Origin of the sequence: Vibrio sp. 10N.222.55.A1 (assembly GCF_041473835.1) — a bacterium.
Classification (GTDB): Bacteria; Pseudomonadota; Gammaproteobacteria; order Enterobacterales; family Vibrionaceae; genus Vibrio; species Vibrio crassostreae_C.
Genome location: NZ_JBFRSX010000028.1, coordinates 61,652 through 74,252, shown reverse-complemented (window position 1 = coordinate 74,252; position 12,601 = coordinate 61,652). Strand labels below are relative to the sequence as shown.

The window sequence follows — 12,601 nt, the reverse complement described above, 5'->3', positions numbered from 1 at the left end:
AGTCTAACTCAACACTTAAAGGCCGCCTTATTTACATTAAATAGGCGGCCTTTTTTGTAGCTGTTGAATTTCCTTTCTCTGTATAGGGAGATCTCTTGAGCTGTGATAAAATCCCCGCATTATCAACAAACTTTCCCTGACCATGTATCAAGAATTACTCGCTCCAATCCACTCTTTTCTTAAAGCCGAAACGCCAGATTCATGGATAGATGAAGCCAAAAAGCCAGAAAATCTTCACATCATTCTACGCGATCACATGCTGTGTGAACTTAAGGCGGCACAGAGTGCTTTATTCCTTATTCGCAAGTACGCCGTCGATAAAGAAAGCGCGAAGCAACTGAATGAATGGATTTTGCCATACGAGCAATTTGCTTACCGTCGTATCGGAGACTTAGAGTCTCTGCGTGGTAAAAGCAACGTATCCAAGCAAATCACAGCGAAAGAAGGCTGTAATTACGGTGCTGACCTAATCGATAAGATGGTTTTACTGATCAAAGAAGAGCTGCATCACTTCTACCAAGTCATGGAGTTGATGGAGAAGAAAGGCGTGACTTACCAGCCAATCGAGGCGGGTCGTTACGCTAAGGGCTTGATCAAACAAGTTAAGACTTACGAGCCTGATGCTCTGGTTGATAAGCTTATCATCGGTGCGTTTATTGAAGCTCGCTCTTGTGAGCGCTTCGCTAAATTGGCTCCTTTCTTGGAAGAAGACATGGAGAAGTTTTACGTGTCTCTACTTCGTTCAGAAGCTCGCCACTACCAAGATTACCTTGAGCTAGCAGAACAGATCGCAGGGAAAGATATTTCAGAGCGTATTTCGCATTTTGCTCAAGTAGAAGCTGATCTTATCACTTCAGAAGACAGCGACTTCAAATTCCATAGTGGTGCTCCGGTTTAGGCTCCACACAGAACATTCAGTCCAGTTTAGACTAATCCAGACTAAAAAATTAAGGCCAGCAATTTGCTGGCCTTCTTTATTTATATCTCAATCCAAATATAGACTTAAGCAAGCGTACCGTTGATCTCTGCAAGTACAGCAGCAGGGTCTATCGCTTGCGTAATCGGACGACCAATAACAAGGTAGTCTGAACCTGATTCAATCGCTTTAGAAGGCGTCATGATGCGCTTCTGGTCACCAACATCTGCGCCGACAGGACGAATACCTGGAGTAACTAGCTTGAACTCTTGACCAAGTGCATCTTTAAGCAAAGAAGCCTCTTGTGCAGAACATACAACACCGTCTAAGCCAGAGTTTTTCGTTAGAGAAGCCAAGCGCATCACGTGTTGTTGTGGTTCAAGATCCAGACCGATACCCGCTAAGTCAGATTGCTCCATACTGGTGAGTACCGTTACACCGATTAACAGTGGACAATCTTTGCCATAAGGTTCTAAGATTTCGCGAGAAGCCGTCATCATACGCTCACCGCCACTTGCGTGTACGTTCACCATCCAAACACCCAGTTCAGCGGCAGCACGGACTGCTTTTGAACATGTGTTCGGGATGTCGTGGAATTTAAGGTCTAAAAATACTGAGAAACCACGCTTATGTAATTCACGAACAAATTCAGGGCCAAACAGGGTAAACATCTCTTTGCCCACTTTTAGGCGGCAAGATGCTGGGTCAATTCGATCGACAAAGGCTAACGCATCCGCTTGATTATCATAATCCAAGGCTACAATGATTTTTTGGTCGTTCATTTCATCTCCTAACGCAGTTAACTTTCTAAAAATTTCTAATCACCTAAGCAGGTGATAAATAACAGTCATAAAAATGCAGCCCGAAAGCTGCAATTAATAATTTGGTCTTAAAGTGACCACAAATCTATTCACCATCAAGCCCACGAATAGGCTTGATCGTCCCCCACCCTTTACATGAAGGGCAGTGCCAATACAAAGAGTGTGTCGAGAAACCACACTGACGACAACGGTAATGAGGCTTAACCTTAAGCTGTTCACCAACCATAGATTGAAGTGTGGTTAAGCTGTCTTTTGCTCGGCCTTCTTCTGCTTCCGCTAGGTGGTAATCGATTAATCGATAAAAACCTTTCATGGTTGGATTTTTAACAAGCTGCTTTGTCAGTAACTCTTGAGCAGAGCCTACATCTTCATGGTGAGCAACCAATTGCGCCAGCATCAGTTCGGCAGATACACCGGCTTTCTTCTGAATACACGCTTTGAGGAACTCGACCAATTGAGCTTCTTGTCCAAGCTTGTGGTAACACTCAGCAAGGGTTGGCAACACCTCACTGATAAAATCGATATCTTGTTCAAGTACCGATTCAAGACAATCAATTGTCTTTTGGTAATCTTCGTTCGCTAAGTGGAACTTCCCTAGTGCGATACTTGCGCGAACACATTTAGGGTCTTCAGAAAGCGCCTTCTTAAAATGCTGAAGCGCTTTAGAACGATTACCATCGGCTTGTTCTTGCATTGCAAGCTCACACCAGAAATGCGCGACTGTGGCACGCATCTTCATTTTTTTCTTGCCGAGCTTAACTAAGATATTTCCGTAATGGATAGCCTTGTTCCACTCACGGGTCTGCTGATAAATAGCCACCAACTGCTGTAAAGCGCCCTCTTTATGGTCAGGTTCTTCTACAAGTTGTTCAAAGATTTTTTCAGCGCGATCAAGGAAGCCAGAGACCATGTAGTCTTTAGCTAATTGTTGCAGTGCGAGATTTTTCTGATCGAGGGTAAGCCCCGAACGAGAGATGAGATTTTGGTGAATACGAATAGCGCGGTCGACTTCGCCTCTTGAGCGGAACAAGTTGCCCAAAGCCAAGTGAGTATCGATGGTTTCATTGTCTACTTGAAGCAGCTCAATGAAGTGATCAACCGCTTTGTCAGATTGGTCTGACAGTAATAGGTTCAAACCCGTCACGTATTGACGGGAGATCTGGTGTGATTGCTTTTGTTTTTCTTGCTGAGCATTACGATTACCCATATACCAGCCATAAGCGGCTGCGATGGGCAAAAGTAAGAACAGTAACTCTAACATCAAATATAGCCTTTAAGCTTTAGTATCAGCAGGGACCTGCTTTGATTGCTTATTGAGTTGCTTCTTCAAGCGATGAATTTTTAGCTGAGACCGCATGTGCATATTACCAAAGACTAACCAAGCAAGGGCGAAGCCTGAAACGAATACAACACCTAATAAACTTGATAGGTGGAAGTCACCTTGCGCTAGCAGATAGTTGAAATTCACAGTTGTTTGGTTTTGAGAGCCTAAAGCCAGTGCAATTAGGAAAAGTGCGATAACGGCGACTATTTTTATAATTTTCATAGTTCATCACTCATTGGTTGGTTAGCTGTACGATTATGCAGGAAAATTACTAATCAGACCACCATATTATGGTCATAAAAAAGCGGCATACATTATAGTATGCCGCTTTTCTTAATTCCGATAAGTAGGCTACATTCCTGAGTTTACTCGTTCACGCAGCTCTTTACCTGGTTTGAAGTGAGGAACGTATTTACCTTCTAACTCAACCTTGTCACCAGTCTTTGGGTTACGTCCAACACGAGGCTCACGATAATGCAGAGAAAAGCTGCCAAAACCGCGAATTTCGATTCGATCACCACTTTCTAGTGTTGAAGCCATATGCTCTAAAATGTCTTTTACAGCGTCTTCAATTTCTTTTGCAGAAAGATGCGTTTGCTCAGCGCACAGTCTCTCAATCAATTCAGACTTAGTCATAGTTACCCTCGTTGGTTTTCTTTTTAGAAATTATAGACCTATCGGAAAAATAAGCAAAAAAAAAGGAGCCTTACGGCTCCTTTCTTGGCTAGATAGCTATAATTCTCTTAATGAGAAGCTATTATTCGCCTTTAGCAGCTTTGAATGCGTCTGCCATTGCGTTACCGAACGCGCCTTCTTCAGACTTGTTCAGTGAAGCCATTGCTTCTTGCTCATCAGCTTCATCTTTAGCTTTGATAGATAGGTTGATTACGCGGTTCTTACGGTCTACACCAGTGAACTTCGCTTCAACGCTGTCGCCAACGCTTAGGATTAGAGATGCATCTTCGATACGGTCGCGAGAAACTTCAGAAGCGCGGATGTAACCTTCAACGCCTTCGATTAGCTCGATAGTAGCGCCTTTCGCGTCAACTGCAGTAACAGTACCGTTTACAAGAACACCTTTCTTGTTGTCAGCAACGTATGCGTTGAACGGGTCGTTTTCCATTTGCTTAACGCCAAGAGAAATACGCTCACGCTCTGCATCTACTGCTAGAACAACAGCAGAGATTTCGTCGCCTTTCTTGTATTCACGTACAGCTTCTTCGCCGGCAGCGTTCCAAGAAATGTCAGATAGGTGTACAAGACCGTCGATACCGCCTTCTAGACCGATGAAGATACCAAAGTCAGTGATAGACTTGATCTTACCAGTAACTTTGTCGCCCTTAGCTTGCATTTCTGCAAATGACTGCCATGGGTTAGCTTTACACTGTTTCAGACCTAGAGAGATACGACGACGTTCTTCGTCGATATCAAGAACCATAACCTCAACTTCGTCGCCAACATTAACAACTTTAGAAGGGTGGATGTTCTTGTTAGTCCAATCCATTTCAGAAACGTGTACTAGACCTTCAACGCCTTCTTCGATTTCAACGAAGCAGCCGTAGTCAGTTAGGTTTGTAACACGACCAGAAAGCTTGTGACCTTCTGGGTAACGCTTAGCGATTGCTACCCATGGATCTTCGCCTAGTTGCTTAAGACCTAGTGAAACACGAGTGCGCTCACGATCGAACTTAAGAACTTTAACTAGGATTTCGTCACCAACGTTAACGATCTCTGATGGGTGCTTAACGCGCTTCCAAGCCATATCTGTGATATGTAGAAGACCGTCAACACCGCCAAGGTCAACGAATGCACCGTAGTCAGTAAGGTTCTTAACGATACCTTTAACTTCAGTACCTTCTTGTAGAGTTTCAAGAAGTTCGTCACGCTCAACACTGTTTTCAGATTCGATAACAGCACGACGAGAAACAACAACGTTGTTACGCTTCTGGTCTAGCTTGATTACTTTGAACTCTAGCTCTTTGTTTTCTAGGTGAGCAGTGTCACGGATAGGACGTACGTCTACTAGAGAACCAGGAAGGAAAGCACGGATACCGTTAAGTTCAACAGTGAAACCGCCTTTAACTTTACCGTTGATGATACCAACAACAGTTTCAGCTTCTTCGCAAGCTTTCTCAAGTACGATCCAAGCTTCGTGACGCTTAGCTTTCTCACGAGAAAGTTGAGTTTCACCGAAACCATCTTCAACAGCGTCTAGAGCTACGTCTACTTCAGCACCAACTTCAACTTCAAGTTCGCCAGCAGCGTTCTTGAATTGTTCAGCAGGGATAGCAGATTCAGACTTAAGACCAGCGTCTACAAGAACGAAACCGTTCTCGATAGCTACTACAGTACCTTTAACGATGCTGCCTTGTTGGAATTCAGTTTCAGATAGAAACTCTTCAAAGAGTTGAGCAAAAGATTCAGTCATTATTTAATCTTCAATAATTAAACGTCCATGGGTATCCTACCGCATGGGGTTGATAAATTCGCCGGTCATCATCCTTGCGACCAACGTTCGTACTAGCTCGGCGAAATTACCCAGCCAGTTTCGATTCAATATAGTGTAGTGCTTTTTCTACTACCTGCTCAATATTCATTGAGGTGGAATCAAGCACTAGAGCATCCTCTGCAGGGCGAAGTGGCGCCACTGGGCGATTACGATCTCGGTCGTCTCGCTCTTGGATCTCGCTCAAAAGGTCGTCAAATTTAACATCTAACCCCTTCTGTTGCAACTGTTTAAGGCGGCGACTCGCACGCTCTTCAGCACTTGCATCTAAAAATATTTTCGCTTCAGCTTCAGAAAACACAACCGTTCCCATGTCACGGCCATCTGCAACCAAACCAGGCGCAGCGCTGAATGCACGTTGACGACGAAGCAGTGCTTCGCGAACGCGAGGTAAAGCAGCAACTTTTGAAGCCGCCATGCCAGTCTCTTCTTTACGAAGTTCACCAGACACATCTTCACCTTCTAGGATAACCTTAACTAAGTCGCCTTCAGCAATAAACTGCACGTCTAAGTGTGTAGCAAGCGGTACTAAAGCATCCTCTGATTCAGTATCCACACCATGGTGAATTGCCGCTAAAGCCAATACGCGATAGATCGCGCCTGAGTCTAGAAGATGAAAGCCTAGCTTATCTGCTAGCAACATACACAGGGTACCTTTACCTGCACCACTTGGTCCATCAACCGTAATCACTGGGCTTTGAGAAGGCATCTTTTACTCCACGTTTTGTCGTAAGTTTTATTCTGTACTAGCGATTCGCCACTACTTTATAGGCGGCATATTATAGAGAAAAATTGGAACTCGAGCGAGGTAAATCTCAGATAATTCCGTGTTGATGATGCATAAACCAATGCAACTATCTCAATATCCGTTTGCTTAGGTTAATAAGACACGCACGCGCTTTTCGATAGATAGAAAAAAGCCTCGCAATAGGCAAGGCTCATGATTTTTCATTTTGTAGAGCAAAGAAGAACTCGCTCAAAGAAGCTTAGCCAATAATAGCTCGAACCGCTTCTAGGTCTTCAGGCGTATCAACACCAGCAGCCGGTGCTTCCGCCGCAACGTCTACGTGGATTTTTTCACCGTACCAAAGTACTCGTAATTGCTCTAGGCACTCAATACGTTCAAGAGTGCTTGGTTCCCAATTAATGTAGGTATTGATAAAACCCGCTCGGTAAGCATAGATACCAATATGACGAAGCAAAGGAGATTCCGCTGCAGTACCGTTGTTCGCGTAAGCATCGCGATCCCAAGGGATGGTTGCTCGGCTAAAATACAAGGCGTAACCGTCTTTATCGGTTACAACTTTAACGGCATTAGGGTTAAACACTTCATCAGCATGAGTAATTTCCACACCTAACGTTGCCATCGGGGCTGTACTGTTAGCAAGATTGTTGGCAACCTGATTAATGATTGAAGGTGGGATAAGTGGCTCATCACCTTGAACATTCACGATAATATGATCATCAGGAATATTCATAACTTCAATCACTTCAGCTAGGCGTTCAGTGCCCGATTCGTGATTCGGTGATGTCATACAAACGGTCGCGCCAAATGCTTTAGCCGCTTTTTCAACTCGAGCGTCGTCGGTAGCGATAATAACGTTATCGGCACCCGCTTTCATTGACTGTTCGTATACCCATTGAATCATCGGCTTTCCACCAATGTCAGCAAGTGGCTTCCCTGGTAAACGGCTCGATTGGTATCTTGCAGGTATAACAACCGTATAAGACATTACTTACCCTCATCCATAGAAACGGTGCGAGCTTCAGGTTCTAAAAGAACAGGAATACCCTCTTTAATTGGGTAAGCAAGGCGATCAATTTTACAAACAAGCTCTTGCTTATCCTTGTCAAAAGTTAGTTTACCTTTACATACAGGGCAAGCAACGATCTCAAGTAGACGGTGATCCATAGTATTCCATAACCTCTTTTATTCTTTTTAAAATTTGCTGTTGCGAATCTTCATCAAACTGCGCAGAAACTGGAAGATACCACCAGTTATCTTGCGCATATTCTTCGCATTTTACAGCGTCTTTTTCTGTCATAATCAGATTCATACCTTTATTAGCTAAGGCATGAAGTTCATCTTTATCAAAATCTTGATGGTCGGCGAAGCCCTGTGTGAAAACCACATCACCATCAAGATCTTCCAATGTTTTAAAAAAGCGCGGTGGGTGGCCAATACCGGCAAAAGCCACCAGCTTGTGTAATTTTGCCACAGACCTTTTCTGACCAGTCTTTAGGTTAACTGCTTGGCTTGGAAGCAAAGACATCGAGAACTCTCGACCGTGCGCTTTACCGCCATTGTTTACCAAAAAGTCGACTTCATCTAAACGAGAAACCGGCTCTCGTAATGGACCTAAAGGAATCAAACTCTCACTACCAAAGCGTCTTGCGCCGTCGATAACTGCAAATTCAATGTCGCGTTCAAGCGCGTAATGCTGAAGGCCATCGTCAGTGATAATCACATCAACGCCTTTGCTCAGCAATGCTTTCACTGCGTTAGCTCGCACAGGGTCGACTGCGACTGGCGCACCAGTTCGCTTACGAATCAAGCGAGGTTCATCACCCGAATGCTCAGCTGGGGTATTTTCATCCAACACCAACGGATAGCTTGGTGCTTTTGCACCGTAGCCACGAGATACGACTCCGGGTTTAAAGCCGTGAGCCTGAAGCATCTCAACTAACCAAATCACAACCGGTGTTTTACCATTTCCACCAGCAGTAATATTGCCCACAACAATAACAGGTAAAGGCGGGCGGTAGGTCTCTTTATTCCCTGAGAGATAAGCGTCACGACGCCGACTACTGATCATTTTGAACAGCAGACTCAGTGGCCACAAAAGCGGCCAGAGAAGATATTTCAACGGGTGACTGTTAAACCAAATCTTTTCGATCACAACAAGACCTAATTTATCCGCTGAACTGAATTCGGTGTAATTGTGCATAAGCACCATCATGCGCGATTAGCTCAGCATGTGCGCCCCTTTCTACAATATGTCCATCATCAACCACTAGAATTTCATCAGCTTGCTCGATGGTAGAGAGTCTGTGTGCGATAACTAATACTGTTTTGTCTTTCTGCAGTTCTTCTAGTGCAGATTGAATCGCTCTCTCTGACTCAGTATCCAGTGCAGACGTCGCCTCATCAAGAATCAGCACAGGCGCATCTCTTAATAAAGCACGTGCAATCGCAATACGTTGTCTTTGACCACCAGAAAGGCTTGCGCCATTTTCACCAACAACGGTATCGATGCCATTTTCCATGCCTTCGATAAACTCACTTGCATGAGCAAGCTTAGCCGCGTATTCGATCTGTTCACGTGAATACTGTTCTTCTGCTGCGTAAGCGATGTTGTTAGCCACCGTATCGTTAAACAGATGTACATTTTGAGAAACGAGCGCAAAGTGCTCACGCAGATTTCTCAATTCGTAATCACGAATGTCGTGGCCATCAAGCTCAATTGAACCAGAGTCTACGTCATAAAAACGAGTGAATAGGTTAGCAATGGTACTCTTACCCGAGCCAGATCGCCCAACAAGCGCAACCGTTTTACCTTTCGGTATATTGAAGCTGATCTTATCAAGTGCTGGTTTCTCTGCACCGTCATAAGTAAACGTGACATCTTTAACAGCCACTTCACCCATTACAGTTTCAGGTTTCAACGTCCCTTTGTTTTGCTCGGTATCTAGATCCATCAAGCCAAATAGAGTCGTACTCGCAGCCATACCACGTTGGAATTCAGACGTTACGTTAGTTAACGCCTTTAGCGGACGTAATAGACCAAACATTGCAGAGAACACAACGGTAAACGTACCAGCAGTAAGCTCGGCTTTAATAGAATCGACACTAGCAAGGAATAGAACAACAACAATCGCAACTGATGCGATCATTTGAATAATCGGGTTAGCGGCCGCTTGAGCAGTGATTAACTTCATGCTTTGTTGGCGCATTTGGTTACTAACTTTATCAAAGCGGTGTTTTTCTAGATCTTGACCACCGTAAGTTAGAACCACTTTATGCCCTTTCAGCATTTGTTCAGCTGAAGAAGCAACGTGACCCATGCTAGTTTGCATGTTCTTAGAGATCTTTCTGAATCGCTTCGATACGATACTGATCGCCCACGCAACCAAAGGCGCTACAGCAAATAACACCAAAGATAACTGCCAACTATTCCAGAACATCAGCGTCAACAAGCCTATAATACTTGCACCTTCACGGACAATACTGACTAACGCTTTACTGGTTGCTGCAGACACTTGCTCTGAATCGTAAGTAATTCGAGATAGCAATGCGCCTGTCTGTTCTTTATCGAAGAAAGAAACAGGCATGTGCATGAAATGGCTGAAAATCTTACGACGAATTTCCATCACCACATTGCCAGAGACCCAACTCAAGCAATAGGTTGAAACAAAGCCACTGACGCCACGAACGAACATCATGGCAAAGATAATAAGTGGAAGTGTACGTAAAAAGTCAGATTCAGCATTACCAAAGCCTTCATCAAGTAACGGCTTTAGTAAGGAAATCATATAGGTATCAGAAACGGCATTTATAATAAGCGCAATTACCGCAACACCTAGGCCGGCCTTATATAATCGAATATAAGTCCAAAGTCTTTTAAATGTGACCCAGGTAGTTTCATCTGTTTGTGTTGACATAGAATCGCTTAATTTTCTCACAATAATCTATCTATTCTACTCCCTTACGGAGCATCTGCCTATACCACTGCCCGCCTTGTTGTTCTCTAATCGCATGATATTGCCAACCTTCTTTGCTAAGAGTGATGGTTATTTGTCCGCTTTCTCCAGTATCTAGCCAAGTACTCCCCGCTTCCTGATAACGTTCAATAACAAACTCACTCGGCATTCCCCACTGGTTGCCTTTGGCAAGAGAAGCTATCGCCAGCTGAGGAGACACCGCCTCAATAAACGACTTAATCGATGACGAATCGCTGCCATGATGCGGAACCAACATAACATCACTCCTTAGCTGTTCTCCTTCACGAGCAAGTAACCACTCACTTACCAGTTCAATATCACCAGTGAGCAACATTGAGAAATCAGCACTATGATCTGAGATCTTGACCACACACGAATGTGGGTTATACGCCCTCTTTACTTGCTTAGGCGGCCACAACACCTCAAAAACAACATCTTGCCAGTTCCAAACCTCTCCAATAGTACATGTTTGAATATTAGACGGGGCTTGAGTGATAGATTGGCGTTCTTGAATAATGTTCTGACTGGTTCTTATCCACTTTGGCGTATAGTTCTCAAGTAATGCCGGATAACCACCAGCATGGTCAGAATCGAAATGACTCACAATCACGCCTTCTAATTCATAAATCCCCCGCTGATTCAAAGTAGGAATCAACAAAGACTCAACAACCGAGCCTCCTGGCCACGCATTGCCAAGATCATAAACAACAATCTGATTGTTCTTTTCCAAGACCAAAGACAACCCATGCCCAACATCCAAGATATCAATAGTTAGTTTGTCTTGCTGGGGTTTGCTGAACTCCCACCACAGCACAAACACTGCAGTTACCAATATCGATAATGTTCGCTTGAAATACCGACTAACAAAGCTCAAAAACAAGATAAGGAATACTGATAATGCAATCGTCTGATTATCGACTTGGATCCAAAATCGCTCAGAGAAAGGAAGACTAAATACGAGAGGCTCAAGCGATAAGTCGACTAACTTCCACAGCTGACTGACCAAATCATTGTCTAGCGCTGTTATACCAACCACGCCAGACACTGACTCCGATATTAAGCTTAGAAACATTGCCAGAAACAACAGCGGGATCGTCACCATCGATACCCAAGGCAAAAGGAACAAGTTGTAGAAAACAGAGACTAAACTGACTCCTTTGAAAAACAACATCGAGGAAGGCGCGATAAGGAATGTCAGCATCAGTTGAAGCTTAATAAGTTGGAGTGCGTAGTCGATAAATGTAAAGCTTGAAGCTGAGCGCTGAGTATTACAGGCGATATAGAAAACAGCGCCCAATGCACCAAAGGACAACCAAAAACTGCTCGACAAAGCTGAAAACGGCCAAATCAGCAGAACCACGCACACACTTAAAGTAACATACCGAAGCAAACTGATATTTTGCCCACGCCACAAGAAATAACTCGCGATAACGCACATCACCAAAGCTCTCAAAGTTGGCAGCGTGAATCCAGCAAACCAACTATAGAAATACGCCAAGCCGAGCCCGAATATTGTAGGTAACCAAAGAAATGAAGGGGAAAGTAACCTTAATATCTTGCCAATCTGATAGCCGATACCAAAGGCAATCCCAATATGCAGCCCCGAAATAGCCATCAAGTGAATCAGGCCACTGCTTTTAAGCATATCCCACCGCTGAGGCGGAATAAGGTCTCGATATCCAAAACTCAAAGCGATAATGAGATCTTGATTTGCCAGCAGACTTAACCTTTCAAGGCTGGCTTCAAACCATTGGGCGCGTAAGTTGGTGCTAGAATGAATTCGGTACTTGGTATCTGCTCTGTAAGTTGCATTGGCAACCACGCCAGCACTAAACAAGTACTTTTCTCGGTCAAAGCCGGCTTCGTTGAGTTTGCCCCATATCGGCTTTATTGAGGCCGATAAATAGACATCATCTCCAAGCGTTAGCTTGAAAGGAGTAAACAAACGCAATTTTATCAATTGAGGAAAGATTAATTTTTCGCCGCCAATTGATCTGACTACTATTACGCTTTCAAAACCGTGGCTATTTTCACTAAAAAGGCTAACAACCGACGCATTTATGGTAGTATTCTGCCCTGATTGGAATAAGCGACTCGTTTGTATTTCAATCGCATTCCCTAGGCAGATAACTAGTATCAATGCTGTTACTGGACCTCTTGCACTCCGGAAAACGCTATACTTTGTTGGTGCTAGCAGTAACAACAGCATCAATGGTGCCCAAACCCAATGTGGCATCACAGGCCAGAAGCTGGCAGACACAACTGTCGCAGCAAATGAAATCAAGAACCAAGTGTTAAACAAGAGAGTAGCT

At 44.1% G+C, this 12,601-nt stretch carries 12 protein-coding genes; 1 reads left to right on the top strand and 11 read right to left on the bottom strand.

The window, feature by feature from the left end; translation table 11 throughout:
- Positions 1-142 precede the first annotated feature (142 nt).
- A complete protein-coding gene (gene miaE, locus AB4493_RS09220) occupies positions 143-898 on the top strand; it encodes a tRNA isopentenyl-2-thiomethyl-A-37 hydroxylase MiaE (protein WP_017060242.1) in 756 nt (251 codons plus the stop codon).
- A gap of 104 nt (positions 899-1,002) precedes the next feature.
- Here miaE and pyrF read toward each other — a convergent pair whose 3' ends face one another.
- The 11 genes from pyrF to AB4493_RS09165 form a co-directional block, all read right to left on the bottom strand.
- Positions 1,003-1,698: an orotidine-5'-phosphate decarboxylase gene (pyrF, locus tag AB4493_RS09215; protein WP_372154902.1), complete on the bottom strand. Its 696-nt coding sequence runs from the start codon at positions 1,696-1,698 to the stop codon at positions 1,003-1,005.
- Between the two features lie 124 nt (positions 1,699-1,822).
- On the bottom strand, positions 1,823-2,998 hold the full coding sequence (gene lapB / locus AB4493_RS09210; protein WP_017060240.1) for a lipopolysaccharide assembly protein LapB: 1,176 nt from the start codon (positions 2,996-2,998) through the stop codon (positions 1,823-1,825).
- 12 nt (positions 2,999-3,010) lie between these two features.
- Positions 3,011-3,283 carry a LapA family protein gene (locus tag AB4493_RS09205; RefSeq protein ID WP_017060239.1) on the bottom strand — a complete coding sequence of 91 codons (273 nt, stop codon included), beginning with the start codon at positions 3,281-3,283 and terminating at the stop codon, positions 3,011-3,013.
- A 129-nt stretch (positions 3,284-3,412) separates the two neighbouring features.
- On the bottom strand, positions 3,413-3,697 hold the full coding sequence (ihfB, locus tag AB4493_RS09200; RefSeq protein WP_017060238.1) for an integration host factor subunit beta: 285 nt from the start codon (positions 3,695-3,697) through the stop codon (positions 3,413-3,415).
- A 121-nt stretch (positions 3,698-3,818) separates the two neighbouring features.
- Complete coding sequence (gene rpsA, locus AB4493_RS09195; protein WP_010439921.1) at positions 3,819-5,489, bottom strand: 30S ribosomal protein S1; 1,671 nt, start codon at positions 5,487-5,489, stop codon at positions 3,819-3,821.
- Positions 5,490-5,595: 106 nt separating this feature from the next.
- Positions 5,596-6,276, bottom strand: a complete 681-nt coding sequence (gene cmk / locus AB4493_RS09190; protein ID WP_372122071.1) for a (d)CMP kinase — start codon at positions 6,274-6,276, stop codon at positions 5,596-5,598.
- Positions 6,277-6,553: 277 nt separating this feature from the next.
- Complete coding sequence (kdsB, locus tag AB4493_RS09185) at positions 6,554-7,300, bottom strand: 3-deoxy-manno-octulosonate cytidylyltransferase (RefSeq protein ID WP_017060236.1); 747 nt, start codon at positions 7,298-7,300, stop codon at positions 6,554-6,556.
- Positions 7,300-7,479 (bottom strand): Trm112 family protein, encoded by a 180-nt coding sequence (locus AB4493_RS09180; RefSeq protein WP_004736429.1) that lies wholly within the window; start codon positions 7,477-7,479, stop codon positions 7,300-7,302. The genes kdsB and AB4493_RS09180 overlap by 1 nt, the downstream gene beginning before the upstream one ends.
- On the bottom strand, positions 7,460-8,467 hold the full coding sequence (gene lpxK, locus AB4493_RS09175) for a tetraacyldisaccharide 4'-kinase (RefSeq protein ID WP_372154905.1): 1,008 nt from the start codon (positions 8,465-8,467) through the stop codon (positions 7,460-7,462). The genes AB4493_RS09180 and lpxK overlap by 20 nt, the downstream gene beginning before the upstream one ends.
- 13 nt (positions 8,468-8,480) lie before the next feature.
- On the bottom strand, positions 8,481-10,229 hold the full coding sequence (msbA, locus tag AB4493_RS09170; protein ID WP_017060234.1) for a lipid A ABC transporter ATP-binding protein/permease MsbA: 1,749 nt from the start codon (positions 10,227-10,229) through the stop codon (positions 8,481-8,483).
- A 31-nt stretch (positions 10,230-10,260) separates the two neighbouring features.
- A complete protein-coding gene (locus tag AB4493_RS09165; protein WP_017060233.1) occupies positions 10,261-12,591 on the bottom strand; it encodes a DNA internalization-related competence protein ComEC/Rec2 in 2,331 nt (776 codons plus the stop codon).
- Positions 12,592-12,601: the final 10 nt, after the last annotated feature.

Excerpts from the sequence above, each read along its gene's own strand:
- rpsA (WP_010439921.1), bottom strand. The coding sequence starts at position 5,489 with ATGACTGAATCTTTTGCTCAACTCTTTGAAGAGTTTCTATCTGAAACT.
- kdsB (WP_017060236.1), bottom strand. The coding sequence starts at position 7,300 with ATGTCTTATACGGTTGTTATACCTGCAAGATACCAATCGAGCCGTTTA.
- AB4493_RS09205 (WP_017060239.1), bottom strand. The coding sequence starts at position 3,283 with ATGAAAATTATAAAAATAGTCGCCGTTATCGCACTTTTCCTAATTGCA.
- miaE (WP_017060242.1), top strand. The coding sequence starts at position 143 with ATGTATCAAGAATTACTCGCTCCAATCCACTCTTTTCTTAAAGCCGAA.
- lapB (WP_017060240.1), bottom strand. The coding sequence starts at position 2,998 with ATGTTAGAGTTACTGTTCTTACTTTTGCCCATCGCAGCCGCTTATGGC.
- pyrF (WP_372154902.1), bottom strand. The coding sequence starts at position 1,698 with ATGAACGACCAAAAAATCATTGTAGCCTTGGATTATGATAATCAAGCG.
- AB4493_RS09180 (WP_004736429.1), bottom strand. The coding sequence starts at position 7,479 with ATGGATCACCGTCTACTTGAGATCGTTGCTTGCCCTGTATGTAAAGGT.
- ihfB (WP_017060238.1), bottom strand. The coding sequence starts at position 3,697 with ATGACTAAGTCTGAATTGATTGAGAGACTGTGCGCTGAGCAAACGCAT.
- cmk (WP_372122071.1), bottom strand. The coding sequence starts at position 6,276 with ATGCCTTCTCAAAGCCCAGTGATTACGGTTGATGGACCAAGTGGTGCA.
- msbA (WP_017060234.1), bottom strand. The coding sequence starts at position 10,229 with ATGTCAACACAAACAGATGAAACTACCTGGGTCACATTTAAAAGACTT.